Here is a 25,441-nt window from a genome sequence, read left to right as displayed (position 1 = left end):
GATTTTGCGAGTCGCGCCCGAAATGCCGCGTGTTCGATCCGAGAAATGAATTCCACCGTGATAACTACTCCATTGTCATTCCCGTCGGCGGAATGCCCGGTATGCCCGAGTAAGGCGATGTCGCTGGTCGACCCGTCGGTCACCGGGCGACGGGGCGAAATGTCCGAACAAGCCGATATGAGTCGCGAGGGGTCAGCGAGTGTCCTGACGGTCGTCGAAAGAAAGCGCGATCGACCCGACCGAGATTGGTCATTCGGCGATAAAGTAACGCCTCGAGGGTGGTGTGCGGAGCGGGATCATCGTCGTCGTCGATCCCGCGGGTCGCCGGCGGGCGGACCGCCGGCCGACGCAGAAGGGGAGTCGTGAGATCGATGGATCTCGCGACTCCCCAGAGGGTCGGGGTGACAGGATTTGAACCTGCGACCTTGCCGTCCCGAACGGCACGCGCTACCAAGCCGCGCCACACCCCGGTCGAACCCGCTCGAGCGGGTCACCGAGGAGAAACTCTAGCAGGCTCCCGGCCGGTCAGCCGACGTCCGAGGGCCTCCGGGCCCGCAACGTGAGCAAGGTCGCCTCCGGCGGGGTCAGCAGACGGTAGTTCGAGTACGGGCTCGCGCCCATCCCCGCGCTCACGTTCATCGGCACGCCCTGCCAGTCGGAGAGTCCGCGGGCCTGCTGACGAGGCAGGTCGCAGTTCGTGACCAGCGCGCCGATGCCGGGCAGGCGGAGCTGGCCGCCGTGGGTGTGCCCGGCGAGGATCAGCTCCGCGCCGTCGGCGACGAAGGCGTCGAGCACGCGGCGGTAGGGGGCGTGCGCGACGCCCACCTGGAGCACGTTGCCGTGCTCGGGCGTGCGCGGAGCGGGAGAGGGCAGGGCGGGCATCCGGTCGCGCTCGAGATGGGGGTCGTCGACCCCGGCCAGGCGCACCTCCAGGCCGCCGAGCTCGATCGTGGCACGGGTGTTGGTCAGGTCCTTCCAGCCGTGCTCCGAGAGGCGTGCGGCGAGCTCCGCGGTGGGCGCGTCGGCTCCCGGGGCTCGGTGAGCCCGGCGGGCCGCGGATCCGGCGACAGGTACCGGGCGGGGTTCTTCGGCATCGGCGCGAACATGTCGTTCGAACCCATCACGAAGGCGCCGGGCCGGCGCAGCAGGGGCTCGATCGCCTGGGCGAGGGCTGGGACCGCGGCCGCGGAGGCGATGTTGTCGCCCGTGTCGATCACCAGGTGCGGGCGCAGGCTCTCGAGGTGCTCGAGGAAGGCGAGCTTGCGGTGCTGGTCCGGCGAAGAGGTGGATGTCGCTGATGTGCGGCACACGTCGCGTGCGCGCGCCCGGCGGCAGGATCCGCGGCTCGGCCTCGCGCGCGTGTACCGGTGGATCTCGACATGGCGTGCCCAGACGTGGGTGGCCCCGGCGAGCCCGAGGCCGAGCCCGCCGAGCGCGCCGGCGGCCGCGAGCGCGGGCCTCACCTCACTCCTCACCGGAGGACTCGCGGATCACGACGGGACGGCCCTCGGGAAGCTCGGTGCCTGCCGGGGGATCGGTGTCGATCGCATGGCCGGCGCCGATCTCGTCGTGCGGCGCCTGCTCGATGCGCACGGAGTAGCCGGCCGCCTCGAGCGCGGCGCGGGCCTGCTCGATCGGCATGCCGCCGACGTCGGGCACCTTCCCCTTCTCGATCGCGTCGCCCGCGGCGCTGGCCGTCGGGGCCGGGGCGGCGGGGAAGGGTTCCGAGGGGAGGCCCTCATGGGCCCTGGTCATGTACTCCTGCCAGGTGGGCAGGGAGACCGTGTTGCCCCAGACGCCGCCGCTGCGGAGCATCTCGCCGTCGACGTCGAACCCGCCGGGACGGGTGTCGGTCGCCGGGTGGCCGAACCACACGGCGGTGGACATCTGGCGGGTGAAGCCGACGTACCAGGTGTGGAACTGGGACGTCGAGGTGCCGGTCTTGCCTCCTGCGGCATGGCCGGGGATGGTCTTGCCCTTGCCGGTGGCGCGCGGGTCCTCGAGGTCCTGCTGGAGCACCCAGGCCATCGTGTCGGCGACCTCCTTCTCGACGGCCTGGTGGCACTCGGCGCCGGAGATCTCCATCGCCTCGCCGTTGCGGTCGACGACCTCGGTGATCGCCTGCGGCTTGCAGTAGGTGCCGCCGGCGGCGATACGTCGCGTAGGACGCGGCCATGTCCAGCGCGGAGATCTGCGGCTGGCCGAGCACGACGGCGGAAGGAGCGAGCTCCGTGCCGTAGAGCTCGGCCACGCTCGTCTCCCAGGTCGCCTTGTCGAAGGGGTTGTACCGGGCGGGGACGACGCCGATGTCGCGCGCCCCCTCCGCGATGCTGCACAGGTCGAGCTGACGGGACATGTTCGCGTAGCTGGTGTTGATCGAGAACTTGGTGGAGTTCAGCACCGACTCCATCGGTGCGATCGGCACGGAGACCGCGTTGTCCGGGTCGTATCCGCCCGCCTCGTACCAGCGACCCCTGTCCAGGCACTCCGCGGGGAAGGACTTCATCACCTCGCGTCGGGTGCTCACGCGGTCATCGATGCTGTGCCCGGTCTCGAGCCATTCCTGCGAGCACGAAGGGCTTGAAGGTCGAGCCGACGGGGAAACCGTTGCCGCCGCCGAGGGCCTGCGGCACGTTGTAGTTGATCGCGGTCTCGCCGGGCTGGACGTCCTCGTGCGGGTTGAAGGTGCGGTTCTCCGCCATCGTGAGGATCTTGCCGGTGCCCGGCTCGACGGTGACGATCGAGTGGCCGAAGCCGTGCTGGGAGTCGCCGGGGACCTTGCGCTGGAGGATGTCAACCGCCGCGGCCTGCGTGTTCGGGTCCAGCGTGGTCCTGATCGTGAGCCCGCCGCCGTAGAGAAGCTTGCGCCGCTCCTCGTAGGTGGGGGCGAAGTTCGGGTCGTTCAGCAGGGAGCGCGTGACGTAGTCGCAGAAGAACCCGCTCGTGCCGGCGTCGGCGCGACCGGCCCGCACGTTCTGGATCTGCGACATCTCCTCGACGGGCTGGGAGGTGTACTGCTCGTACTCCTCCTCGGTCACGAAGCCCTCGCGCTTCATGTCCGCGAGCACCTCGTTGCGGCGCTTCTCGCCCGCCTCGGGGTGAGCGACCGGGTCGTACTGGTTCGGGCCGTTGGTGATGCCGGCCAGGAGGGCGGCCTCGCCGGGGTTGAGGTCCTTCGCGCTCTTGGAGAAGTAGTGGCGCGAGCCTGTCTCGACGCCGTACTGGGAGGGGCCGAACTGCGCAACGTTCAGGTAGGCGTTGAGGATCTCGTCCTTGCTCCACTGCTTCTCGAGCGAGATCGCGAGCTTCGCCTCGCGCGCTTGCGGCCGTAGCTCTGCTCTGTCGCGGCGAGCTGGTCCTCCTGGTCGCCGCGCCGCACGGCGTCCATGAGCGGCGCGTTCTTCACGTACTGCTGGGTGAGGGTCGAGCCGCCCTGCGTCGCGCCGCCCGCGGCGTTCGAGGCGAAGGCGCGGACCAGGCCCTTGGGGTCCACGCCGCCGTGCTCGTAGAAGCGGCGGTCCTCGACCGCGATCACCGCGTTCTGCATGTGGGGCGAGATCTCCTCGATCGGCACCATGATGCGGTTCTCGGTGTAGAAGGTCGCCAGCAGCGACCCGTCGGCCGCCTCGATGCGACTGGCCTCGTTCAGCGGCTCGACCTCGAGCTCGCTGGGGTAGGACTCGAAGAGGTCCACCCCGTCCTCGGCGACGGCCGAGGTCGCCGAGACCGCGGGGAGGAAGAACGCCGCGAGCAGGACGCCGGCGAGGGCCGAGACGGCGAGGAGCCCCAGCGAGCAGGTAGACGGTCTGCGCCAGGGCGACGGGCAGGGAGCGTCCCGAGCTGGACGCGGGCGAGGTGCGGGCCATGGAACTACAGTACGGCGACCCTCCCCGGAGCGGCCATCAGGCAGGCCGCGCGCGCGGAATCTTCACGAAGCCGATGCCGCGCCGTGACCTGCCCCGGCGCGACGGGCTCATGTGCGCGTTAGCACGGGCTCCGGCCGCCGTCATGGAGCATCGCGCGTTTTGCCATGTGGCGACCGTCTCCATACAGTGGGGCGAGGAACGGATCAAGGTCGATCCGGAAGACGGAAGGGGATGGAGAATGACCATCGGGGGAAGCGCCTTCACCGGCGACAGCGACTGGGCCGCCCGCGGCGCCTGCGTGACGATGGATCCCGACGGGTTCTTCGTGCAGGGCGCGGAGCGACACGCCGTCAAGGCGGCCTGCGGCGCGTGCCCGGTGCGCACCGAGTGCCTGGCCGACGCGCTCGACAACCGCGTCGACTTCGGCGTCTGGGGCGGCATGACCGAGCGGGAGCGGCGACGTCTCTTGCGCCGCCACCCGCACGTCAGCGACTGGTCTGCGCTGCTGCGGCGTGCCGAGCAGCAGGCCGTCGGCGGCTGACCTCCTCGGACCGGGCTCCCCGGGTAGGCTCGTCCCATGAGCACACTCACCCGCTGGGAGTACCTGACCGTCCCGCCGCTGATCCACGCGACCAAGCAGATCCTGGACAACTACGGCGACGAGGGCTGGGAGCTGGTCCAGGTCGTGCCGGGGCCGAACCCGGAGAACCTGGTCGCCTATCTCAAGCGCCCCCGGGGCGAGGGCTGAGCCGATGATCGACGCCGTCCCGGCGCGCGGCCCCCGCACCCGCGCCCGCCTCGCCGAGCTCGGGCATGCTCTGCCCGAGGTCGCGGCCCCGGTGGCCGCCTACGTGCCGGCCGTCCGGACCGGCTCCCACGTCCACACCTCCGGGCAGCTGCCCTTCGTGGACGGGGCGCGCCGCGCACCGGCAAGGTCGGCGCCGAGGTCACGGCCGAGCAGGCCACCGAGCTCGCCGAGATCTGCCGCCTGGGCGCCCTCGCCGCCGTGGAGGCGCTCGTGGGCGACCTCGACCAGGTGGTCAGGATCGTGAAGGTGACCGGGTTCGTCGCCTCCGATCCCTCGTTCACGGGACAGCCCGCCGTGATCAACGGCGCGAGCACCCTGCTCGGCGAGGTCTTCGGGGAGGCCGGGAGCCATGCCCGCTCCGCCGTGGGCGTGGCCGTCGCGCCCCTTGACGCTCCGGTCGAGCTCGAGCTCGTCGTCGAGCTCTCCGCGTCTCTCGCCCCCACCGCCTGAGCGGGGCCGCGATGGACGAGCATCTCGGGCGCGGGCTCCCGACGCCCCGGCGGTCGAGCTGATCGTGGTGCGGGCCGACAACCCCGGCCCCATGACGCTCACCGGCACCAACAGCCACGTCTTGCGCGACGATGACCAGGTGTGGGTGGTCGACCCCGGCCCGAAGGACCCCGAGCACCTCGCCGAGTCGCTTCTCACCTGCGGCGACGACGCCCGGCCGGAGGGCGTGCTGGTCACCCACCGGCACGCGGACCATGCTTGCGGGCGCCGCGACCCTCGCCCGGCGACTCACCGCCCGCGCGGCCGGGAGGTGCCGCTGTGGGCGGCCGATCAGTCCGCCGTGCCCGGCTCGCGCCCGCTGCCCGCGACGCTGATCGGCGACAACGGGACCGTCGGACATGTCATCCACCTGCCCGGGCACACCTCCGACTCCGTCGGCCTGCTGGTGGAGGGCGGGCGGATGCTGACCGGCGACACGCTCCTGGGCGGCTCCTCGACGGTGATCGTGCCCGACCACGGCGGCTCGCTCACCGAGTACCTGCAGTCCCTCGCGATCCTCCACGCCCTCGCCGAGGACGGGCGGATCAGCGCGTTCTTCCCCGGACACGGCCCGTCCGTCGACTCCCCGCTGGAGGTGCTCGCCGTCCTCGAGGAGACGATCGCGCACCGCCGGCGACGGATCGATCAGGTGCGGCGCGCCCGCACCGCTGGGGTGCTCACCCTCGATCGGTCGCTGCGCGTGGTCTACGGCCCGGACCTGCCCGAGCGGCTGCAGGACGCGGCCCGCTGGAACCTCCGCGCCACCCTCGACCACCTCGCCCGGGAGCGCTGACCCCGCGCGCGTCGCTGCGCCGGGTCGCCCCCGCGGCCGCGGACTCCGGGCGCGGCGCCGTCGTCCCGGGTGCCCCGGGCGCTCGAACGGCCCTCCTCCCCGCGCGGGGAGGAGGGCCGTTCGAGCGCGGGCGGGGCGTCGGGCGTCTGCGCGAGATGCCCGGGCCCGCCTCAGCGGGCGCGGCGGCGCAGGCGCTCCACGTCGGCGATGAGGACGGCGCGGGCCTCGAGCCGGATCCAGCCGCGAGAGGCGAAGTCGGCCAGGGCCTTGTTCACCGTCTCGCGGGAGGCGCCGACCAGCTGGGCCAGCTCCTCCTGGGTCAGGCCGTGGGCGACCATCACGCCGTCGTCGGTCTGACGGCCGAAGCGCTGGGCGAGGTCGAGCACGTTCTTCGCCACGCGACCGGGCACATCGGCGAAGACCAGGTCCGCGAGGGACTCGTTGGTCTTGCGCAGACGGCGCGCGAGCGAGGCGAGGAGGTGGCGGCCCACCTCCGGACGCCGCGCGAGGACGCGGTACAGGTCCTGCTGCGAGAGGGAGTACAGGGTCGACTCGGCCACGACCGTGGCCGTCGCGTTGCGCGGCGCGGGATCGAACAGGGAGAGCTCGCCGAGGGTCTCGCCCGGGCCGAGCACCGCGAGCAGGTTCTCGCGGCCGTCGCCCGAGGCGTGGCCGACCTTCACCTTGCCGGTGCCGATGATGAAGAGCCGGTCGCCCGGATCGCCCTCACGGAAGATGATGGCGCTGCGGTGGTAGTCCTCCTGCTTCATCGACGCCAGGACCGCCTGCTTGCCGTCCTCGTCGAGCGCGGCGAACAGCGGCGACGACCGTACGATGTTCTCGTCCACGGAACCTCCTGGATGTGGGGTCCCGATCTTCCGGGACCGTGCTGTACAACCTGTGGCGGACGCCACGTTCAGCGGTGGCGGCTGTCACATGATGGTCAAACACTATCGCGCTCGCGGCGTCATGGCCCATCTCCGAGGAAGGGAGACGTCTCCGGCATGTCGAGCAGGTCGTCCCCCGCGCCCCGCCGCGGCCGCCTCCGGGGCCCCCGCCGACGCGGGTCTCGTCGCGGCCCGGCTCGAGCGCCTCCACCTCGGTGCACGCACCGAGCTCGACCACCGCGACGCCTTCGAGTCGCTGGTCGCGACCGTGCTCTCCGCGCAGACGACCGATGTGCGCGTCAACCAGGTCACCCCCGGACTGTTCTCCCGCTGGCCCGGCCCGGCCGCTCTCGCCGAGGCCGACGAGGACGCGGTCACCGAGCAGGTGCGCCCGCTCGGGATGGGTGCGACCCGGGCGCGTCGGATCATCGGCCTCTCCCGTGCGGCTGCTCGTGGACCACGACGGGGAGGTGCCCGACGACCAGGCCGCGCTCGAGCGGGCGCCCGGCGTCGGCCGGAAGACCGCGCACGTGGTCCGCGGGGCCTGGTTCGGCCACTCCCTGCTCGCCGTGGACACGCACGTGGGGCGGCTCTCGCGCCGGCTCGGCTGGACGACGGCCACCGACCCGCGAACGGTCGAGGAGGACGTCCTGGCGCGGGTGGAGGCCGACGGCACGGGCGCCGACGCCGAGGACCTCACGATGCTCGGGCCGCGCCTGATCCTCCACGGCCGCCGCGTCTGCACGGCGCGGGCGCCCCGCGCGGGGAGTGCGTGCTGGCCGACCTCTGCCCGAGCGCGGGGGAGGCGGCATGAGCACGGCCGTCCCGTCGGCCGAGGGGCTCCCCGACGGAGCCGGCTTCCTCGCCCCGCTCGCCGAGCGGGCCCGGCGCGGGGACGTGCTCGTGGCCCGTCGGGACGGACGCGGCTCCCCTCCGATGCCGACCGACGGCGGGCGGCGCGCGCCGTGCTCATCCACGTCGCCGGCACGGATCTGGCCGACGCCCGGCTCGTCCTCGAGGAGCGCGGCCACCGCCTGCGCTCCCAGCCCGGCCAGTTCTCCCTGCCCGGAGGGAAGCGCGACCCCGGCGACCGCGACGATGTGCACACCGCGCCGCGGGAGGCGCAGGAGGAGACGGGGCTGGACCCCGCCGACGCGCACGTGCTGGGTGCCTTCGCCCCGATCCCGATGCCCTGGCGGGGCGCGGCTCGTGATCCCGGTGCTGAGCTGGTCCGCCGAGGTCCCGCCGCTCGGGGTGCAGGACCCGGTCGAGGTCGAGCGCCTGGTGTGGGCGCCGTTGACCGGGAGCGACTCCCTCGACGACGCCGCGCCGCGCCGACGCGGCCGGCTGAACGGGCACGACGTCGGCCCCGTCTTCGAGTCGCCCGAGGACGCCTTCGTCTGGGGCTTCACGGCGATGATCCTCGAGCAGGTCCTCGCCGGGCTCGGCCTCGAGCCCGTCCCGGCCGACGCCCCGACCCGCGAGATCCCGCCCGAGCGCCGGCGCTGAGCGGGGGCAGTGCCGTCCCGTCGTGCGGCGTCGCGCGGCTGCGCCGTCGGCCTGTCGGGCCCTGCCCGCGCCGTCCTGTCGTTCCCTGCGGTGGCCGTCGTCACCTCGCAGGAACCCGCTCGCCGCCGCCGGCCTGCTCGCGATAGCATGGAGTGTTGCCGGACCCGCTCCGGCGACCTCCCGGGTGGAGGCGGCCGGCACGTCGGCCCGCACGCGCCCGGGATCCGAGAATCGCCCCACGACGACCACCAGATGAGGAATGGGATCCAGGTGCCACGAGGCAAGGTGAAGTTCTACGACGCCGAGAAGGGCTTCGGCTTCATCCTCGACGACGAGGACGGTCAGAGCGTGTACGTGCACGCCACCACCCTGCCCGAGGGGGTCACGACCCTCCGCCCCGGCGCCCGCGTCGAGTTCGACATGGTCGACGGCCGCCGCGGCCCGCAGGTGCTCTCCCTGCAGCCTGCTCGAGCCCGCGCCGTCGGTCGCCCGCGCCCGCCGCCAGAAGCCCGAGGACCTCGCCGTCATGGTCGAGGACCTGATCCGGCTCCTCGACGACGCCGGCACCGGGCGCGCCACGGCCGCTACCCCGATCGCGGCCACTCCCAGAAGATCGCCACCGTGCTGCGAGCCGTCGCCGACAACTTCGAGGCCTGAGATGACGTCCCCGACCACCGCCCCCGCCGTCCCCGCACCGCACGTCCGAAGCTCGACGCGGTCGCAGCGGTCGCCGTCGAGCTCGCCCGCGAGGCGCTCGAGGACGTCACCGAGCCCGGACAGGTCGGTGAACACCTCCGCGTCGAGGCGACGGGGGAGCGGCTGGTCACGCACGTCTTCGAGTGCACCATGCCCGGCTACCGCGGCTGGTCCTGGGTGGTCGTGCTGGCCCGCGCCTCCCGTGCGAAGGCCGCGACCGTCGCCGAGACCGCGCTGCGCCGCCGGGCGAGGACGCGATCCTCGCCCCCGCCTGGGAGCCGTGGTCCGAGCGTCTGAAGCCTGAGGACGTCGGCGCCGACGACCTGCTGCCCTACCGGGAGCAGGACGAGCGGCTCGAGCAGGGCTACGAGGCCACCGGCGACGAGGACGAGGACCGCGTCGCCCTCTGGGAGCTGGGGCTCGGCCGCCCCCGCGTGCTCTCGCAGGAGGGCCGCGGCGAGGCCGCCGAGCGCTGGCAGGCCGGCGAGTTCGGCCCCCGCCAGACCTCCTCCCGCGGGCGCAAGGGCACCGTCCCCGCGAGCCGCACCAGCCGCGGATTCCTGATGAAGCTCTCCGGCTCGCTGCGCTCCGAGTTCGGCGTGTGCACCAACGAGTGGTCCCCGGCCGACGGCCGCGTGGTCCACCTCGGCTACGGCCGCGGCGCCCACTCCGAGACCGGGCAGGACGACGGCGAGCCCGAGATCCCCCGCGGCGCGGGCGTGATCGTCGACGAGCTCGACGTCGAGGTCGTCGACGACGACAAGGCCGCGGCGGACACGACCGCACCGGCCGACGGCGACGCGGCCGAGGATGCCGCTCAGACCGAGGGCCCGGATGCCGGGAACTCCGGCACTGACGCTGAGGCTGAGACTCAGGCCGAGGGTCTTGCTCGGGTCGAGGGCTCGGACGCCGAGAGCGGCTCCGCCCCGGCGGACGTCGCGCTCGTCGAGCCGGCGGCTGAGCCCGCCCCGTCCGCGGACGCGTCGACGCCCGCTGAGCCCGCTCCGGTCCAGGAGCCGGAGCAGACGACGACCGCGCAGGACATCGCCGGGACGGAGCCGGCGGCCGACGCCGAGCCCGCGCCGGCCGAGCCGGAGCAGGCCGCGCAGGAGCAGGCCCCTACGGAGCACCCGGCCCTGTCCTTCGACATCCCCGAGGCGGACTCTCCCGAGGACTGATCCTCAGCGTCGGCCCCGCGGACCGACGCCCTGCATGTCATGTGCGCCCCTGTTCCAGAACCGGAACAGGGGCGCTCATGACTTCGCGGTAACCCCCTGAACCGGAGCAGGTGCGCCGGGCCAGGGCGGGGCCGCGCGGGGCAGGGGCGCCGGGCCGAGGCGGGGGAGGTCGGGACCGGGCCGGGCGTGGGACGTGCTCCGGGGGCGCGAGGCGGATCCGGCCCGGTGCCCGGCGGGGTCAGCGCTGGGAGACGGCGATCCGGGCGAGCGGCCGCCTCGACCGCGAGCGGCGGCGGCACGTTCCCCGCGATCCGCTGACGGGCCTCCTGCACGGCCTCGAGCGGCGCGAGGGTGGAGCGGCCCGTGCCGTTCGCGGCGGCCTGCTCGATCTCGTCCGTCACGTCGACGTTCACCAGCTCCGACCCGGTGGCCAGCTGGCGGCTCAGCACGTCGCGCGCGACCGAGTGGGCGTCCAGCAGGTACCGGTCCAGCACGTCACGGACCAGACGGGTCTGGCGCCGCTTGGCGTCCTCCTCGAGCTGGCGCATCTGGGAGCGGAGCGAGGGCGGCACCTTCCCGTCGTCGATCCCGGCCGAGCGCAGGAAGCGCTCCTTCTCCTCGAGCGCGACCTGGTCCGCGTGCTCCTTCGCCTCGGCGGTCGCCCGCTCGACGAGGGCCTGGGCGGCGAGCACGGCGCCGCCGGCGGTGCGCAGGGTCAGCGGCGTGCGCGCCGACTCCACCCGCGCGCCGAGCGCCCCCTCCTGCGTCGCATAGCGCGGCGCGAGACCGATGTGGCCCTGGGCGGCGCGCGCCGCACGCAGTGCCAGCTGGTCCTCGATCCCGTCGCGGCGGCGCAGCGGCTCCGCGACCACGTCGGAGTCCGGGACCGTGAGCGTCACCAGGCGGCGCGGGAGCGGATCGTGGGGGCGAGGTCCTCGGCCGAGGGGGCGCACAGCATCCACACCGTCGACGGCGGCGGCTCCTCGATCGACTTCAGCGGCGTTGAAGGTGCCCGCGGTCATGCGGTCCGCGTCCTCGACGATCAGCACCCGGTGTCGGCCGGTGGCGGGGGCGCGCTGTGCGGTCATCACCAGCGAGCGCACCTCCTCCTTCGCGATGGAGAGCTTGTCGGTGGCGACGACGGTGACATCGGGATGCGTCCCCGCGAGGGTGGTGCGGCAGGCCGGGCACTGCCCGCGCCCGGTGCCCTGCTCGCACTGCAGGGTCGCGGCGAAGGCCCGGGCCGCGGTGGAGCGGCCGGAGCCGGGCGGGCCCGTGATCAGCCAGGCCTGGGCGAGGGACCCCTCGGGGGAGGCGGCGCGGCGGAACTGCGCGACCGCCGCGTCCTGGCCCACGACGTCGGCCCACACCCCGGGCGCGTGCGGGGTCCCGGTCGCCTGCGCGACCGCGGTCACTGCTCGTCCCTGTGCCGGGGCGGGGGCACCGGCTCGAAGGTCGGGTCGAACAGGCTCAGCACCTCGGCGACGGAGGCGAGCACCTCCGCATGGACCTCCTCGCGCGGGCGGGTCCCGTCGATCACGGCGTAGCGCTCGGGATCCGCGCGGGCGAGCTCGAGGAACTCCTCGCGCACCGCCTCGTGGAACTCCAGGCCCGCGCTCTCCAGGCGGTCCTTTCCGGCGGGCCCGCGCCGCTCGTCCAGGGCGCTGGTGGGCACGTCGAGCAGGATCGTGCGATGGGGCAGCGGCCCGTCGACCGCCCACAGCGACAGCCCCGCGATCTCCTCCGGCGAGAGCTCGCGCCCGGCGCCCTGGTAGGCGACGGAGGAGTCGAGATACCGGTCCCCGAGCACGAGCCCGCCCCGGGCCAGGTGGGGGCGGACGACGGTCGCGATGTGGTGCGCGCGATCCGCCGCGTACAGCGGCGCCTCCGCGCGGGGCTCGACGTGCTCGCCGTGCGACAGCGGCTCGCGGATGCTCTCGCCGAGCGGCGTGCCGCCCGGCTCCCGGGTGGTGAGGATGAGGTCCTCGGCGACGGAGCGCTCGGTGACCAGGTGGTCCCGCGGCATCCGCATCTGGGTGGACTTCCCGGCGCCGTCCCCTCCCTCGAAGGAGATGAACACGCCGCGGCGGGGCGGGTGCGTCGCGGGGATGCGCAGGGAGGTGCTGTGCGGCGCCGGTGCGTGCCGTGCCGCGGCCTGCAGGGCGTCCTCGTGCGGCGCGGGAGCGGGCTCGGTGCGGCTCATGCGCCCTCCTCCCCGGGGTAGACGACGCCGAGCGCGGCGCGGACGGCGTCCATCGTCTCCATCACCGACAGGGTGTCCGCCCAGCTCATCAGCGGGGACTCGAGCTCCCCGGCGGTGATCCGTCGGGCGGCCTCCGCGATCTCGTAGGCCATCCCGTCGCCGGGCGCGCCAGGATGCTCGAAGGACGCGGAACGGCCGTCGAGCGACTCGACGGTGAGAGTGCCCGGGGCGTAGAACGGACCGGTCAGACGGGCCGTGCCGGCAGTGCCCGCGACGACCGCCTCGGCCGGGGTGCGGGTGCGCGCGTGGTGCCGAGCCGCGCGAACCCGCCGCGCGCGCCCCGGGCGAGCAGGCCGAGCGTCGCGTCGACGCCGGTGGGGGTCAGCTCCCCGCGCACGACGGGGTCCTCGAGATCGCCGAGCACCATCTGCGCGAAGGAGATCGGGTAGACGCCGAGGTCCAGCGACGCCCCGCCGCCGAGCTCGGGGGCGTTCATGCGGTGGGAGGGGTCGGTGGGCATGGCCTGGCCGTGGTCGGTCGCGACCTCGACGATCTCGCCGAGCAGGTCGGCCTCCATCACGCGGCGCAGCGAGGTCGTACTGCGGCAGGAAGCGCGCCCACATCGCCTCCATGGCGAACACGCCCCGCTCCCGGGCGAGGTCGAGCAGGTCGCGGGCCTGCGCGGTGTTCAGGGTGAACGCCTTCTCCACCAGCACCGGCACGCCTGCCTCGAGCACCGGGCGGGCCAGCTCGTGGTGCTGGGCGTGCGGGGAGGCGATGTACACCGCGTCGATGCCGCCCGCGGCGAGCATGCCCTCGACGCTGTCGAAGGAGCGCTCCGCACCGTGCTCGGCCGCGAAGGCCGCGGCCCGCTCTGCGGAGCGGGAGACGACCGAGACGATGCGCGAGGCCGTCGCCCGATGGGCGGTGTCGGTGAACTGGCCGGCGATGTGGCCGGGGAGACCACGCCCCAGCGCAGACTCGGCGCCGAGGCCGGATCGGGGACGGCGGACTCGGGCAGGACCAGGGCGGGCTCGTCGACGCCGCTGGTCTCGTCGGTCTGGCTCATGGGGTCCAATCTATCGGTCCGGCCGACAGGCCGGGGTCGGGCTGTGGACGCGGCCGCCCGTGCCGTCGGTGCCGGTGCGGGACGGGAGCGGTGGAGGTGGTCCGCGGCGCCGATCCGGCTGACCAGTGCCCGGACGTCCGGTGTGAGCAGGATCACCGCGCCCCTGGGAGTACTCTGACCACGACACCAGGTGTCACCGTGCGAACAAAGGAGTCTCGACATGAACACCACCCCTGCGCGCCCGCTTCCCCGCCGTCGCTCCGTCCTCGCCGTCGGCGGTGTGGCCACGGCGGCCGCCGCCCTCGCGGCCTGCTCCTCCGATTCCGGGGGCGGTGACGGCGGCGGCGACGGCGGCACCGGCGCCTCCGCCGCCGACTTCGAGGAGCGCGGCCCGATCACCCTGGCCAAGGGCAAGGACACGACCGGAAAGCTCGCCGAGTTCCTCGAGTCCTGGAACAGCGAGCATCCTGACGAGGAGGTCACACTCATCGAGTCGCCCGAGTCCGCCGACGAGCGGCGCCAGCAGATGCTCAACAACGCCCAGGCGAAGTCCGACGCCTACACGGTGCTGGGCCTCGACGTGGTGTGGACCGCCGAGTTCGCCGCCAATCAGTGGGTCGTCGAGCGCCCCAGGACGGCTTCCCCCTGGACGAGCTGATCCCCTCCACCGTCGTCACCGGCACCTACTTCGACAAGCTCTACGGCGTCCCCTTCACCACCAACGCCCAGTCGCTGTTCTCCCGCACCGACCTGCTGGAGAAGGCCGGGCTGGACGGGCCGCCGGAGACCTTCGAGGAGATGTACGCCGCGATCGAGACGCCGCAGGAGGACGACCCGGAGCCGCTCGGCTTCGGCTCCCAGTACTCGAAGTACGAGGGGCTGACGGTGCAGACCTCGAGCCTGGTCGCCTCCGCCGGCGGGGAGCTCTTCGACGACCAGGGCGAGCCGCACGCCGACTCGTCCGAGGCGATCATGGGCCTGCAGGCGGTCCGCGACGGCTTCGACAAGGGATACATCCCCCAGGAGGCGCTGACCTACAAGGAGGAGGAGTCCCGGCAGGCCTACCAGGATGGCCGGCTCGCGTTCCTGCAGAACTGGCCCTATGTCTGGGCGCTCGGCCAGGCCGAGGACGGCTCCTCGAAGGTCAACGGGAAGATGGTCGCGAGCCTCGTGCCCGGATTTGACGGCCCGGGAAGCACCACCCTGGGCGGCCTGAACCTCGCCATCAGCGCCTTCGCGAAGAACAAGGGCACTGCGGTGGACTTCATCGCCTTCATGGTCGACGCGGCCCAGCAGAAGGACTGGGGCCTGGCGACCTCGCAGGCCCCCGCCAATGCCGGGGTCTACGAGGACCAGGAGATGCTCGATGCCTTCCCGTTCCTGCCCCAGCTCAAGGAGGCGATCGACCAGGGCAGCGACCGGCCGGCGGTGGTGAACTACGGCGACGTCACCCAGGCGATCCAGGAAGCGGCCTACGGTCGCCTCTCCGGGGAGACCGAGGCGGAGGCGGCGATGACGCGCCTGCAGACGCGACTGGGCGAGCTCGCGGAGGGATGACCGTCGTGGCCGTCCCTCGGCGCAGGGCGGGCGGGGGCGAGGGCAGGATGGCGTACCTCCTGCTCCTGCCCACCCTGGTGCTCGCTCGCCCTCGTCGTCGGCTTCCCGCTGGTGCTCTCCGCCTGGCAGTCGCTGATGCAGACCGGGAAGGGCATCGACCCCACCACCGGGCTGATCCAGCAGGGCGACACCTTCGTGGGGCTGGAGAACTACGCCCAGGCGTTCACCGGCGCGGGCGCCGGTGCCGGGTTCTGGAACGCCTTCTGGAACACGACGCTGTTCACCGTGGTCGGGGTGAGCATCGAGACCGTCCTCGGCGTCGCGATGGCGCTGATCATGGCCAAGGGGCCGCGGGCCACCGGTCTCGTGCGCGCCTCGATCCTTGTGCCCTGGGCGATCCCCACCGTCGTCTCGGCACTGATGTGGCGACTGATTTTCGACGCGAACGGCATCGCCAACCGCCTCATCGGCTACCAGGTGCTGTGGACCACCGAGGGCTGGCAGGCCAAGGCCGCCGTGCTGATCGCCGACATCTGGAAGACCGCGCCCTACATCGGGTCGCTCACCCTCGCCGGGTCGCAGACCATCGACCGGCAGGTCTACGAGGCGGCGACCGTCGACGGCGCGAACCGCTGGCAGACCTTCTGGAGGATCACAGCGCCGCTGGTGCGACCCGTGCTCGTGGTCGCGGTGCTGTTCCGGTCGCTGGACGCGATGCGCATGTTCGACCTGCCCTACGTCTTGCTGGGGCGCCTGCGCTCCGGCCAGACCCTGTCCATGCTCGCCACCGATGCGGCCTCCAAGACCGACTTCGGCATGGCCTCGGCCTACTCGATGGTCCTGTTCGCCTACATCTGCCTGGTCGCCTTCCTCTTCGTGAAGCCGCTGGGCGCCGACGTGATCGGGGACAGGGACCGCCCCGCCCGGAGCCGCCGCACCGCCCGCCGGCTCCGCCCCACCAGCGAAGGGAGTCTGCCATGAGCGCCGCGACCGGCGAGGTCCGCACCCGCACCGGCGAGGTGTCGCGGCCGAAGAAACCCCGGGGCCGCACCGTCGGCACCGTGATCGTCGGCCTCGGGATCGCCTTCATTCTGGTGTACTGCCTGGCCCCGTTCTACTGGATGATCGTCTCCGCGCCGCGCCGGCCCTCCGAGGGCCGCTCCACGGAGCTGATCCCGAACCCGATCAGCGTCGAGAACTTCGCCGCGGTCTTCGATCCGTCCAACCATTTCGCCCGGGCGCCGCTGAACTCCCTGATCGTCGCCGGCGGCACCACGCCGCTGGTGCTCGTGCTGGGCGTGTTCGGCGCCTACGCCCTGGCCCGGCTGGACTTCCGCGGCAAGGTGGCGGTGATGTTCCTGATCGTGGCGACCTCGATGTTCCCGGTCGTCACGCTCGTGGTGCCGCCGCTGAAGCTGTTCAGCGGCGGCTACGACTGGTTCCCGGTGAACTGGATCAACACCTATCAGGCGATGATCCTGCCGACGATCTCCTTCGCGCCGCCGCTCGCGGTGTGGAACCTCAACGCGTTCTTCCGGCGACTGCCGGTCGAGCTCGAGCAGGCGGCGATGGTCGACGGGACCACGCGCTTCGGCGCCTTCGCGCGGGTGATCCTCCCGCTCGCGGCGCCGGGCGTGTTCACCACTGCGATCATCACCTTCATCGCGGCGTGGAACGAATTCCTCATCGCGCTGACCATGGTGAACAGCCCGCTGATGCAGACCGCGAACGTCGCGATCTCGAAGTTCACCGGCAGTTCGCAGTTCGACACCCCCTACGGCACGAAGATGGCCGCCGGGGTGATCGTGACGGTGCCGCTGATCATCATGGTGCTGGTCTTCCAGCGCCGCATCATCGGCGGCCTCGCCGCCGGGTCGGTGAAGTGACGGGCTGAGCGCCGACGGGCGCTCGCGCCGGCCCTCGGCGCCCGGACAGCGCGGCGGCCCCGCTCCGGGGAGCGGGGCCGCCGGCGTCGGTCACTTCTTCGCGGAGGTGCTCTTCTTCCGCGTGGTCGTGGTGCGGCGGGCGGCGGGCTTCTTCGCCGGTCCCTTCGCGCGCTTCTCCGCGAGCTTCTCGATCGCGACCTGCTCCGTGATCTCCTCGACCTTCTCCGTCGCGCGCAGCGAGACGTTGGTGGTGCCGTCGGTGATGTACGGGCCGAAACGGCCGTCCTTGATGACGATCGGCTTCTCCGAGGTCGGGTCGGTGCCGAGCTCCTTCAGCGGGGGCTTCGCCGCGGCGCGGCCGCGGGTCTTGGGCTGGGCGTAGATCTTCTCGGCCTCCTCGAGGGTGATCGAGAAGATCTGATCCTCCGTCTCCAGCGAGCGGGAGTCGGTGCCCTTCTTCAGGTACGGGCCGTAGCGGCCGTTCTGGGCGGTGATCTCGGTGCCGTCCGCGGCGGTGCCGACCACGCGCGGCAGGCTCAGCGGCTTCAGCGCGTCCTCGAGCGTGACGGTCGAGAGGTCCATCGACTTCAGCAGCGAGCCGGTGCGGGGCTTCGGTCGCTTCGACTTCGGGACCTTCTTGCCGTCGGTCTCCTCCGGCTCGGGAAGCACCTCGGTGACATAGGGGCCGTAGCGGCCGTCCTTGGCGATGATCTCGTGGCCGGTGTCGGGATCGGTGCCGAGCACGCGCCCGTCGTCCTTGGCGCGCTCGAGCATCTCCTTCGCCTTCTCGACGGTGAGCTCGTCGGGTGCGACCTCGTCGGAGACGTTCGCGCGGCGCGGGTCCGCGCCCTCGACGACGTTCCCCTCCTCGTCGGTCGGATACTGCTCGACGTAGGCGCCGTAGCGGCCCACGCGCAGGGTGATCCCCTCACCGATGTCGATCGAGTTGATGGCGCGGGCGTCGATCTCGCCGAGGTCGTCGACCATGGGCTTCAGCCCGATGGGGGCATCGCCCGAGCCGTCCGAGAGGTAGAAGTCGCGCAGGTAGTCCGCGCGTCCCAGCTCGCCGCGGGCCATGCGGTCAAGCCGCGCCTCCATCTGAGCGGTGAAGTCGTAGTCGATGAACGGCCCGAAGTGCTCCTCCAGCAGGCGCACCACCGCGAAGGCGGTCCAGCTCGGCACCAGCGCGGTGCCGCGGCGCGCGACGTAGCCGCGGTCCTGGATCGTCGCGACGGTGGAGGCGTAGGTCGAGGGACGGCCGATGCCGCGGTCCTCGAGCGCGCGGACAAGGGAGGCCTCGGTGTACCGCGGGGGCGGGGTGGTGGTGTGCCCGTCGGGGACCAGCTCACGGGTGGGGAGGGTCTGGCCCTCCTCCATCTGCGGCAGGCGCTTGTCGTCGCCCTTGTCGTCGTCGCCGTAGCGGGAGGCGTCGCGCCCCTCCTCGTAGGCGGCGAGGAAGCCGCGGAAGGTGATCACGGTGCCGGCGGCGCGGAAGGTCGCGGCCGCGGCCCTCGTTCTCGACCTTCAGCTCGACGGTGGAGGTGGTGCCCTTCGCGTCGGCCATCTGCGAGGCGACGGTGCGCTTCCAGATCAGCTCGTAGAGGCGGAACTCGTCGCCGGAGAGGCGCCCGGCGACGTCCGCCGGGGTGCGGAAGTGGTCGCCGGCGGGCCGGATCGCCTCGTGCGCCTCCTGCGCGGACTGCGACTTGTTCGTGTAGACGCGGGGCTTGTCCGGCACGAACTGGGAGCCGTAGAGCTCGGAGGCCTGGGCGCGGGAGGCGCGGATCGCTTCGCCCGAGAGCGTCACCGAGTCGGTGCGCATGTAGGTGATGTAGCCGTTCTCGTACAGCGACTGCGCCACCCGCATGGCCTGGCGCGCGCCGAGGCGCGGCTTGCGGCTGGCCTCCTGCTGCAGCGAGGAGGTGGTGAAGGGGGCGGCGGGCCGGCGCGTGTACGGCTTGGACTCGAGCGAGGTGACGGTCGCCGGGGTGGAGCCGAGCACCTGCACGAGCTCGCGGGCGGAGGCCTCGGTGAGGATCGTCGCGCTCTTCGAGCGGGGCTTGAGGGTGCCGTCGTCGGCGAAGTCGCTGCCGGTGGCGACGCGGGCGCCGTCGACGGTCTGGACCTTCGCGGTGAACTGCTCGGCGTCGGGGCCGAAGGTGCCGGTCACGTCCCAGTAGTCGGAGGCGACGAAGGCCATCCGCTCCCGCTCCCGCTCGACCACGAGGCGGGTCGCGACGGACTGCACGCGCCCGGCCGACAGCGACGGCTTGATCTTGCGCCACAGCACGGGGGAGAGCTCGAAGCCGACCAGGCGGTCCAGGATGCGGCGGGTCTCCTGCGCGTCGACGAGGTGCACGTCGAGGTCGCGGGTGTTCTCCAGCGCGCCTTGGATCGCGTCCTTGGTGATCTCGTGGAACACCATGCGCTTGACGGGCGTGGACTTCTTGGGCTTGAGGGTCTCCAGCAGGTGCCAGGCGATCGCCTCGCCCTCGCGGTCCTCATCGGTGGCGAGGTAGAGGGTGTCGGCGTCCTTGAGGGACTTCTTCAGCTCGGCGACGGTCTTCTTCTTGTCGGGGCTGACGATGTAGTACGGGTCGAAGCCGCCCTCGACGTCGACGCCGAACTTCCCGTACGGCCCCTTCTTCATCTCGGCGGGCAGGTCTCGGGGCACGGGGATGTCGCGGATGTGGCCCACCGACGCCTTGACGTCGTACTCATCGCCCAGATATCGGGCGATGGTCCGTGCCTTCGCCGGGGACTCGACGATCACCAGATGCCGTCCGCCTGTCACGTCGCCTGCGTCCTTCCTCGCCGCGTCGCTCGCGGCCGTACGTCACGCCCCGTCGCGGGGTCGCATCTCCGCCGCGCGCTGACTCGGTGCGCGGCGATTGCTCACGGTACACGCTCCGCCGGAGGTGTCCGCAGGACGCTCGGCGTGCGCGGCACCAGGACCAGCGCCACCCAGGCGGCGGTCGCGCCGGCGATCACGGCGCCGGTGGCGCGGAAGGCCGCGAGCTGCGAGGCCCGGTCGGCGAGGTCCAGCGGGAGGGGGAGGCCGGCGATGCCCGCGGCGCCGGCGACCAGGCCGACAACGCCGATCGCGCCGAGCACGAGGGCGCAGGCCAGCTCGGCCCGCGGCAGGCGCGGCACGTCCTGGCGGAGGGCGCGTCCGCGACGTCGCCGCCCCCGGCCGGCGTGCGCGGCGGCGCGGCGCGCCCGCCGCCGCCTCGTGTGCGACCCGTCCACCCCGAGCACGAGGAAGGTCCAGGCGGCGCTGACCGCGATCGCACCGATCACGTCGCTGGGCCGGTGCCATCCGGTGACGAGGGTGCCGATGCCGGCGGCGCCGCTCCACAGCAGGCCGAGCGGGGCGACCAGCGGCCGGGCCCGTCCGGCGACGAGCACGAGCGCGATCATCGTCGTCGCCGCGAGGGTGGAGTGGCCGGAGGGGAAGGAGTTCGTGGTCGGTTCGATGCCGGGGCCCAGCACCTCGCGGCTGACCAGCAGGTGCTTGATCACCTGGGTGGTGAGGTTCGCGCCGAGCACGAGCGAGGCCAGCGGCGACAGCGCCGCGGGGCGGCGTCGCAGCGGCGCGATCACGGCGGTGAGCGCGAGCAGGGCGATGATCACCGGCATGCTCACCGTCTCCACCGCGAGCTCCGTGATCCGCGAGAGGAGGCCGTCGTGGTTCCGGGAGCCGGAGAGGGTCAGCTGGTCCAGCCGCTGACCGCTCGCGGTGCCGACCGCGCCGCGGGCCATCAGCACCACCGCCGCGCCGCACACAGCGGCGACCAGCAGCGACAGCAGCGGCCGGGCGAGGCCGACGGGGGAGGGCGGTGCGGGCTCCGCCGCGGGGAGGGCCTCGGGCGCCGTCACAGGGTCACCATCCCCGTCAGCGCGAGCTCGCGCACGGCGGGCAGGATCCGGGCACGGGTCTCCTCGACGTCCGCGTCGGTGAGGGCGCAGACCGCGGCGATCACCTGGCCGAGGGTGAGCGTCCCGTCGAGCGCGCCGACGGTCGCGGCGAGCGCCTGGTCTGCGGGCACGGTGCGGGCGAGGCCCGCGCCCTGCACCAGCTCGATGAGGAGCGGGTCCCACTGGCCGGGGGTGAGGTGACGGCGCTCCACGACGTCCTCGGCGCGGACGGGGCGGGTCGCGGCGAGCGCCTCGTCGTCCAGCGCGGAGAGACGGTCGAGCGCGGCGAGGGAGGCGGCCAGGTGCTCCGAGAGGGTGCCGCCGCCGGTGCCGGTCGCGAGCTCGGTGCGCGCAGGCCGCGTCGGCCGGCGTCGGGGCGGCGCAGCAGCAGGTAGCCGAAGCCGATGCCCTCGACCGCGCGGGAGGCGAAGTCCTCCAGCCAGGCGTCGATCAGCGCGTCCCAGCGGTGATCGCGCGGCGTGATCCCGCCGTCGCGGGCCCAGGTCCCGGCGTACTCGGCGGGGTCCTCCCGGTCGCGCTGCGCACCCAGGCGTCGACCCCGTCGGTGAGGGCGGGCTCGAGCCATGCCCGCGGATGCGCGAAGCCGTCCTCCTCGTCGGTGATCTCCCAGTTGCCGAGCATGACGGCGCTCGCGCCCGGGGCGAGGTGCGCGGGGAGCTGTGCGAGCGACTCGGCGAGCAGGGTATCGCCGGCGCGGCCCCCGTCGCGGTAGGTCCAGGGGTCGTGCTCGTCGTCGTCCGCGCGGGGCGTGATCACGAAGGGCGGGTTGGAGACGACGAGGTCGAAGACCTCCCCGACGACGGGCTCGAGGAGGGAGCCGCGGCGCAGGTCGAGCTCGATCCCGTTCAGCGCCGCGTTGAAGGCGGCGAAGGCGAGGGCGCGCTCGGAGAGGTCGGTGGCCACGACGTGCTCGGCGTGGCGGGAGGCGTGCATCGCCTGGATCCCGCCGCCGCGCGCCGAGGTCGAGCACCCGGCCGACCGGAGTGCGGGGCGTGATCCGGGCCAGGGTGAGGGAGGCGCCGCCCACGCCGAGGACGTGCTCGGGGAGAGCGGGGCGCCGGTCGCGAGCTCGGAGAGGTCCGAGGCGATCCACCAGTGGACGGGGCCGGCATCGTCCTCGGCGGCGTAGGGCGCAAGATCCACGAGGGCGCGGACGGAGGGAGCGCCGGCCGCGGGCCCGTCGGCCGTGTGCCCATCGTGCCCGTCGGCCGTGGGCCGGTCGCCGGCGGGGCGGTCGGCGGGGGCGAGCAGGCCGAGCCGCCGCGCGCCCTCGAGGCCGAGGGTGGGCGGCGCCGCGGCGACCCTGGCCCCCGGCAGGGTCTCGCCGAGCACGAACAGGGCCAGGAGCGTCGTGGCCGGATCGGTGCTCTCGGCGAGCCGGCGACGGGCCGGCGCCGGGTCCTCGCGACGCGCGCGGCGGCGGAGGCGACGGCGCCGAGGACCTCCTCGAGGTGCTCGGTGACGTAGCGGGATTCGCGCAGGTCCGTGCCGAGGGCCTCGATCTCCGGGGTCAGGACGGTCGGGGCGGCGGCCGGTGCGTGCTCCGGGGTGGTGGCGGGCATGGCTACGATTGTGCCCCAGCGCGCCCGGAGGATTCCGGGGAGGACGTGCGGAGAATGCGCAGACCCTGTGGGGACGCGGGAGGACGGTGAGGGATGCGGGCAGGCAGGGCCTCGGAGCCGCTCGCCGACCTCAGCGCACCGCTGATCCGCCACGGTCGCCTCACCCACGTCGAGCGGCGGCCCGCCCGCGAGGGCCGACGGGGCGACTTCCCGGAGTGGACCGATCCGCGCCTGGTCCTCCACCTCGCCGAGCGCGGCATCACCGCCCCCTGGGTCCACCAGGAGCAGGCGGCGCGCCTGGCGCATGACGGCCGGGACGTGGTGCTCGCCACCGCCACCGCTTCCGGGAAGTCCCTCGCCTACCTGTCGCCGACCCTCACTGCGATCGGGGCGCGGGAGATCGACCCCGGGGCGCCCCGCGCGACGGTGCTCTACCTCTCGCCCACCAAGGCGCTCGCCGCGGACCAGCTCACCAACATCACCGCCCTCGCCGACGGGGCCGGGATCCGCGACGCCCGCATCGCCGTGTACGACGGGGACACGCCGGCCGAGCGGCGCCGCTGGGTGCGCCGCCACGGCACCGTGGTGCTCACCAACCCCGACATGCTCCACTTCGGGATCCTGCCCGGGCACGAGCAGTGGGCCCACTTCTTCCGGGCGCCGCGCTACGTGGTGATCGACGAGTGCCACAGCTACCGGGGGGTGTTCGGCGACCATGTGTCGATGGTGCTTGCGGCGCCTGCGCCGGATCGCCGCGCGGTACGGGGCCGATCCCACCTTCGTGCTCGCCTCCGCCACCACCGCGAACCCGGAGCTGTCCGCCTCGCGGCTGATCGGACGGGACGTCGAGGCGGTCACCGAGGACGGCTCGCCCCGGGCCGGGCTCACGATCGGGCTGTGGGAGCCGGGCACGCGCACCCGCGTGAACGGCCGCGGCGACCCGGCGCGGTGGGAGGAGCCGGGCCGCGACGCGAACGGCGGCGAGGAGGTCGAGGGTCCCGACGGGGACGGGCAGGGCCGTCGCGAGGAGCCGCCGCGCCGCTCGGCCACCAGCGAGGCCGCCGCGCCGCTCGCCGATCTCGTCGAGCGGGACGTGCAGACCCTCGTCTTCGCCCGCTCGCGGCGCGGGGCGGAGCTCGTCTCCACCGGGGCGCGGCGCCTGCTGGGGCAGAAGGCGGAGGAGAGCGCCGATGCGCGCCTGGCCGATGCCGCGCGGCCGGATCGCCGCCTATCGCGGCGGCTATCTAGCCCGCGAGCGACGCGGGCTCGAGGACTCCCTGCGCAGCGGCGAGCCGCGGGCCCTGGCCTCCACCAACGCCCTCGAGCTCGGGATCGACATCTCGGGGCTGGACGCCGTGGTCGTCGCCGGCTGGCCCGGCACCCGCGCCTCGCTGTGGCGAAGAGTTCGGCCGCGCCGGCCGCCGGCAGGACTCGGACGGCGGCTCCCTGGCCCTGTTCGTCGCCCGCGAGGACCCGCTGGACACCTACGTGGTCCACCACCCCGAGACGGTGTTCGGCGCCGAGGTCGAGGCGGCCGTGTTCGATCCCGCCAACCCCTACGTGATGACCCCGCACCTGTGCGCCGCCGCCTCCGAGCTCGCGATCCGCGACGGCGAGGAGGAGATCTTCGGGCCGACGGCGCGGGAGCCGCCACGACCCTCGCCGCCCGCGGCGTGCTCCGCTCCCGCGCCACCGGCTGGTACTGGACGCTGAGCGAGTCCGCGCACGAGCTCACCGACCTGCGCGGCGGCGGCGGGGAGCCGGTGCGGATCGTCGAAGAGGCGGGCGGGGAGTCGCTGGGCACGGTCGATGCCGCGAGCGCCCACACCCAGGTCCACGACGGCGCGGTGTACCTCCACCAGGGCCGCAGCTACGTGGTGAACAGACTGGACGTGGACCAGGCCGTCGCCTTCGTGCGACGGGAGGACCCGCTGCACTCCACCCATCCGCAGTCCGCCTCGACGCTCCGGATCCGCCAGGTGGACCGCGAGGTGCCCTGGAAGGACGGGGTGCGGCTGTGCTTCGGCACCGTGGACGTCACCGACCAGGTCACCGGCTACCAGGTGCGGGACGTGTTCACGCAGGCCGTCCTCGCCCAGCACCCGCTGGACCTGCCGCCGCGCACCCTGACCACCAAGGCGGTGTGGTGGGTGGTCCCGCGCGAGCGCACCGACGCCGCCGAGATCCCCGCCGAGGAGTCGCCCGGGGCGCGCACGCCGCCGAGCACGCCGCGATCTCGATGCTCCCGCCGCTGGCCACCTGCGACCGCTGGGACATCGGCGGGCTCTCCGCCGCCGAGCACGAGGACACCGGGGCGCCGACGATCTTCGTGTACGACGGGGCGCCGGGCGGCGCGGGCTTCGCCGAGCGCGGGGCCGACGATGCCGCCGCGTGGGTGCGGGCGACGGCGGACATGATCGCCGAGTGCGGCCGCGAGGCGGGTCGCCCCGGCCTGCGTGGTCTCGCCGAAGTGCGGCAACGGCAACGAGCCCCTGTCGAAGGCGCAGGCCGTGCGGCTCCTGGGACTGCTCGAGGAGTGAGCTCGGCGAGTCCGTGATCTCGCTGACGCCGCACTCCGGCTCGACGCTGGAGATCTTCCGCTCGGGCGGGATCGCGCTGGCCCTGATCGGAGGGCTGCTGCTGATCGCGTGACCCCTGCGCTGGGGGCTCGCTGCCGCTGTCGGCGATGGGATCGATGCCGCTGACCGCCTACTCGGTGCACCTGGTCTCCCTGGTCGTGCTCGCCGGCCCCGGCGGATGGATCGCGGACAACCGCGTCTGGGTCGCCTCCGCCGTGGTGTCGCTCGTGGACTGCACCGCCTGGTCCGCGCTCAAGGGGCGCGGCCCGCTGGAGCGGGTCACCGCCTGGGCCGCACGGCGCGCCGGGCAGGCGGTCCCCGCCGCGGGACCCGGCCCAGCCGCGAGGTCCGCCGTCCGGTAGGTCGCTGGCTCGCAGGTCGCCGTGGCGTCGGGGGCTTCGTCTCGTGCGGAGCCCGTCC

24 protein-coding genes, 1 tRNA gene and 6 pseudogenes are annotated in these 25,441 nt (G+C 73.5%); 15 read left to right on the top strand and 16 right to left on the bottom strand.

From position 1 onward, the window contains the following. Nucleotides 1-396: 396 nt before the first annotated feature. From WKH84_RS10105 to WKH84_RS10075, 7 genes and pseudogenes are all read right to left on the bottom strand, one after another. Nucleotides 397-470: transfer RNA gene (locus WKH84_RS10105), tRNA-Pro, on the bottom strand. 55 nt (nucleotides 471-525) lie between these two features. Beyond that, nucleotides 526-927, bottom strand: a complete 402-nt coding sequence (locus tag WKH84_RS10100) for a hypothetical protein (RefSeq protein ID WP_341856529.1) — start codon at nucleotides 925-927, stop codon at nucleotides 526-528. A gap of 38 nt (nucleotides 928-965) precedes the next feature. After that, on the bottom strand, nucleotides 966-1,463 hold the full coding sequence (locus WKH84_RS10095; RefSeq protein WP_341856528.1) for a hypothetical protein: 498 nt from the start codon (nucleotides 1,461-1,463) through the stop codon (nucleotides 966-968). A 1-nt stretch (nucleotide 1,464) separates the two neighbouring features. Next, nucleotides 1,465-2,118 (bottom strand): PASTA domain-containing protein, encoded by a 654-nt coding sequence (locus tag WKH84_RS10090; protein WP_341856841.1) that lies wholly within the window; start codon nucleotides 2,116-2,118, stop codon nucleotides 1,465-1,467. A gap of 413 nt (nucleotides 2,119-2,531) precedes the next feature. Next, entirely contained in the window at nucleotides 2,532-3,068 is a 537-nt protein-coding gene (locus tag WKH84_RS10085; RefSeq protein ID WP_341857084.1) for a penicillin-binding transpeptidase domain-containing protein, read from the bottom strand. Nucleotides 3,069-3,110: 42 nt separating this feature from the next. Beyond that, a pseudogene (locus tag WKH84_RS10080) lies at nucleotides 3,111-3,299 on the bottom strand (biosynthetic peptidoglycan transglycosylase); the annotation flags it as partial. Next, nucleotides 3,248-3,694 carry a biosynthetic peptidoglycan transglycosylase gene (locus WKH84_RS10075; RefSeq protein ID WP_341856840.1) on the bottom strand — a complete coding sequence of 149 codons (447 nt, stop codon included), beginning with the start codon at nucleotides 3,692-3,694 and terminating at the stop codon, nucleotides 3,248-3,250. The pseudogene WKH84_RS10080 and the gene WKH84_RS10075, both read right to left, overlap by 52 nt. A gap of 410 nt (nucleotides 3,695-4,104) precedes the next feature. Between WKH84_RS10075 and WKH84_RS10070 the strand changes: the two genes are divergently transcribed. The 4 genes and pseudogenes from WKH84_RS10070 to WKH84_RS10055 all read left to right on the top strand — a co-directional run bounded on the left by WKH84_RS10070 (nucleotide 4,105) and on the right by WKH84_RS10055 (nucleotide 5,956). Further along, nucleotides 4,105-4,407, top strand: coding sequence for a WhiB family transcriptional regulator (locus tag WKH84_RS10070; protein WP_341856839.1), 303 nt, complete (start codon nucleotides 4,105-4,107; stop codon nucleotides 4,405-4,407). Nucleotides 4,408-4,443: 36 nt separating this feature from the next. After that, nucleotides 4,444-4,614 carry a DUF4177 domain-containing protein gene (locus WKH84_RS10065; RefSeq protein WP_341856527.1) on the top strand — a complete coding sequence of 57 codons (171 nt, stop codon included), beginning with the start codon at nucleotides 4,444-4,446 and terminating at the stop codon, nucleotides 4,612-4,614. 4 nt (nucleotides 4,615-4,618) lie between these two features. Beyond that, a pseudogene (locus tag WKH84_RS10060) lies at nucleotides 4,619-5,124 on the top strand (RidA family protein). A gap of 91 nt (nucleotides 5,125-5,215) precedes the next feature. Next, complete coding sequence (locus WKH84_RS10055; protein ID WP_341856526.1) at nucleotides 5,216-5,956, top strand: MBL fold metallo-hydrolase; 741 nt, start codon at nucleotides 5,216-5,218, stop codon at nucleotides 5,954-5,956. Nucleotides 5,957-6,126: 170 nt separating this feature from the next. Here the strand turns inward: WKH84_RS10055 and WKH84_RS10050 are convergent, their stop codons facing one another. Then, entirely contained in the window at nucleotides 6,127-6,804 is a 678-nt protein-coding gene (locus tag WKH84_RS10050) for a Crp/Fnr family transcriptional regulator (RefSeq protein WP_341856525.1), read from the bottom strand. Between the two features lie 88 nt (nucleotides 6,805-6,892). On the opposite strand from WKH84_RS10050, the gene WKH84_RS10045 reads away from it, so the two are divergent. From WKH84_RS10045 to WKH84_RS10025, 5 genes and pseudogenes are all read left to right on the top strand, one after another. Beyond that, nucleotides 6,893-7,657 (top strand): endonuclease III, encoded by a 765-nt coding sequence (locus WKH84_RS10045; protein WP_341856524.1) that lies wholly within the window; start codon nucleotides 6,893-6,895, stop codon nucleotides 7,655-7,657. Next, nucleotides 7,545-8,498 (top strand): NUDIX domain-containing protein, encoded by a 954-nt coding sequence (locus tag WKH84_RS10040; RefSeq protein ID WP_341856523.1) that lies wholly within the window; start codon nucleotides 7,545-7,547, stop codon nucleotides 8,496-8,498. The genes WKH84_RS10045 and WKH84_RS10040 overlap by 113 nt, the downstream gene beginning before the upstream one ends. A 124-nt stretch (nucleotides 8,499-8,622) precedes the next feature. After that, nucleotides 8,623-9,009 (top strand): annotated as a pseudogene (locus WKH84_RS10035) (cold-shock protein). Nucleotides 9,010-9,171: 162 nt separating this feature from the next. Continuing rightward, on the top strand, nucleotides 9,172-9,345 hold the full coding sequence (locus WKH84_RS10030) for a DUF3027 domain-containing protein (protein ID WP_341856838.1): 174 nt from the start codon (nucleotides 9,172-9,174) through the stop codon (nucleotides 9,343-9,345). Then, on the top strand, nucleotides 9,306-10,226 hold the full coding sequence (locus WKH84_RS10025) for a DUF3027 domain-containing protein (protein WP_341856837.1): 921 nt from the start codon (nucleotides 9,306-9,308) through the stop codon (nucleotides 10,224-10,226). The genes WKH84_RS10030 and WKH84_RS10025 overlap by 40 nt, the downstream gene beginning before the upstream one ends. An 895-nt stretch (nucleotides 10,227-11,121) precedes the next feature. Here WKH84_RS10025 and WKH84_RS10020 read toward each other — a convergent pair. The 4 genes and pseudogenes from WKH84_RS10020 to WKH84_RS10005 form a co-directional block, all read right to left on the bottom strand. After that, entirely contained in the window at nucleotides 11,122-11,184 is a 63-nt protein-coding gene (locus WKH84_RS10020; protein WP_341856836.1) for a hypothetical protein, read from the bottom strand. Nucleotides 11,185-11,284: 100 nt separating this feature from the next. Continuing rightward, nucleotides 11,285-11,581 (bottom strand): annotated as a pseudogene (locus WKH84_RS10015) (DNA polymerase III subunit delta'); the annotation flags it as partial. A 56-nt stretch (nucleotides 11,582-11,637) separates the two neighbouring features. Next, a complete protein-coding gene (tmk, locus tag WKH84_RS10010; RefSeq protein ID WP_341856522.1) occupies nucleotides 11,638-12,429 on the bottom strand; it encodes a dTMP kinase in 792 nt (263 codons plus the stop codon). Further along, the gene (locus tag WKH84_RS10005) at nucleotides 12,426-13,331 is read right to left on the bottom strand and encodes a Gfo/Idh/MocA family oxidoreductase (protein ID WP_341856835.1); all 906 of its coding nucleotides are present in this window, start codon (nucleotides 13,329-13,331) and stop codon (nucleotides 12,426-12,428) included. The genes tmk and WKH84_RS10005 overlap by 4 nt, the downstream gene beginning before the upstream one ends. A 387-nt stretch (nucleotides 13,332-13,718) precedes the next feature. Between WKH84_RS10005 and WKH84_RS10000 the strand changes: the two genes are divergently transcribed. The 4 genes from WKH84_RS10000 (at nucleotide 13,719) to WKH84_RS09985 (ending at nucleotide 16,941) form a co-directional block, all read left to right on the top strand. After that, nucleotides 13,719-14,156 carry a hypothetical protein gene (locus WKH84_RS10000; RefSeq protein ID WP_341856521.1) on the top strand — a complete coding sequence of 146 codons (438 nt, stop codon included), beginning with the start codon at nucleotides 13,719-13,721 and terminating at the stop codon, nucleotides 14,154-14,156. Next, the gene (locus tag WKH84_RS09995; protein ID WP_341856520.1) at nucleotides 14,111-15,055 is read left to right on the top strand and encodes an extracellular solute-binding protein; all 945 of its coding nucleotides are present in this window, start codon (nucleotides 14,111-14,113) and stop codon (nucleotides 15,053-15,055) included. Before WKH84_RS10000 ends, WKH84_RS09995 begins: the two co-directional genes overlap by 46 nt. A 111-nt stretch (nucleotides 15,056-15,166) precedes the next feature. Further along, a complete protein-coding gene (locus tag WKH84_RS09990) occupies nucleotides 15,167-16,036 on the top strand; it encodes a sugar ABC transporter permease (protein WP_341856519.1) in 870 nt (289 codons plus the stop codon). Then, nucleotides 16,033-16,941, top strand: a complete 909-nt coding sequence (locus WKH84_RS09985; RefSeq protein WP_341856518.1) for a carbohydrate ABC transporter permease — start codon at nucleotides 16,033-16,035, stop codon at nucleotides 16,939-16,941. The genes WKH84_RS09990 and WKH84_RS09985 overlap by 4 nt, the downstream gene beginning before the upstream one ends. A gap of 90 nt (nucleotides 16,942-17,031) precedes the next feature. On the opposite strand, the pseudogene topA reads toward WKH84_RS09985, so the two are convergent. The 4 genes and pseudogenes from topA to WKH84_RS09965 all read right to left on the bottom strand — a co-directional run bounded on the left by topA (nucleotide 17,032) and on the right by WKH84_RS09965 (nucleotide 22,212). Then, a pseudogene (gene topA / locus WKH84_RS09980) lies at nucleotides 17,032-19,735 on the bottom strand (type I DNA topoisomerase). Between the two features lie 101 nt (nucleotides 19,736-19,836). Further along, nucleotides 19,837-20,820, bottom strand: a complete 984-nt coding sequence (locus WKH84_RS09975) for a phosphatase PAP2 family protein (protein WP_341856517.1) — start codon at nucleotides 20,818-20,820, stop codon at nucleotides 19,837-19,839. Then, the gene (locus WKH84_RS09970) at nucleotides 20,817-21,071 is read right to left on the bottom strand and encodes a hypothetical protein (protein WP_341856516.1); all 255 of its coding nucleotides are present in this window, start codon (nucleotides 21,069-21,071) and stop codon (nucleotides 20,817-20,819) included. The genes WKH84_RS09975 and WKH84_RS09970 overlap by 4 nt, the downstream gene beginning before the upstream one ends. Before the next feature lie 238 nt (nucleotides 21,072-21,309). Further along, nucleotides 21,310-22,212, bottom strand: coding sequence for a methyltransferase (locus WKH84_RS09965; protein WP_341856515.1), 903 nt, complete (start codon nucleotides 22,210-22,212; stop codon nucleotides 21,310-21,312). Nucleotides 22,213-22,535: 323 nt separating this feature from the next. Between WKH84_RS09965 and WKH84_RS09960 the strand changes: the two are divergent. Then, a pseudogene (locus WKH84_RS09960) lies at nucleotides 22,536-24,982 on the top strand (DEAD/DEAH box helicase). Between the two features lie 146 nt (nucleotides 24,983-25,128). Then, a complete protein-coding gene (locus WKH84_RS09955) occupies nucleotides 25,129-25,383 on the top strand; it encodes a hypothetical protein (RefSeq protein WP_341856514.1) in 255 nt (84 codons plus the stop codon). The last annotated feature ends 58 nt before the right edge of the window (nucleotides 25,384-25,441 follow it).

Source organism: Brachybacterium sp. GPGPB12 (assembly GCF_038396325.1).
Classification (GTDB): Bacteria; Actinomycetota; Actinomycetes; order Actinomycetales; family Dermabacteraceae; genus Brachybacterium; species Brachybacterium conglomeratum.
The sequence above is the reverse complement of the archived record's forward strand: the minus strand, read 5'-3'. Positions and strand labels throughout refer to the sequence as shown.

Coding starts and splice junctions, on each gene's coding strand:
- WKH84_RS10070 (WP_341856839.1), top strand. CDS start 4,105: ATGACCATCGGGGGAAGCGCCTTCACCGGCGACAGCGACTGGGCCGCC.
- WKH84_RS10065 (WP_341856527.1), top strand. CDS start 4,444: ATGAGCACACTCACCCGCTGGGAGTACCTGACCGTCCCGCCGCTGATC.
- WKH84_RS10055 (WP_341856526.1), top strand. CDS start 5,216: ATGACGCTCACCGGCACCAACAGCCACGTCTTGCGCGACGATGACCAG.
- WKH84_RS10045 (WP_341856524.1), top strand. CDS start 6,893: ATGATGGTCAAACACTATCGCGCTCGCGGCGTCATGGCCCATCTCCGA.
- WKH84_RS10040 (WP_341856523.1), top strand. CDS start 7,545: ATGCTCGGGCCGCGCCTGATCCTCCACGGCCGCCGCGTCTGCACGGCG.
- tmk (WP_341856522.1), bottom strand. CDS start 12,429: ATGAGCCGCACCGAGCCCGCTCCCGCGCCGCACGAGGACGCCCTGCAG.
- WKH84_RS10000 (WP_341856521.1), top strand. CDS start 13,719: ATGAACACCACCCCTGCGCGCCCGCTTCCCCGCCGTCGCTCCGTCCTC.
- WKH84_RS09985 (WP_341856518.1), top strand. CDS start 16,033: ATGAGCGCCGCGACCGGCGAGGTCCGCACCCGCACCGGCGAGGTGTCG.
- WKH84_RS09955 (WP_341856514.1), top strand. CDS start 25,129: ATGGGATCGATGCCGCTGACCGCCTACTCGGTGCACCTGGTCTCCCTG.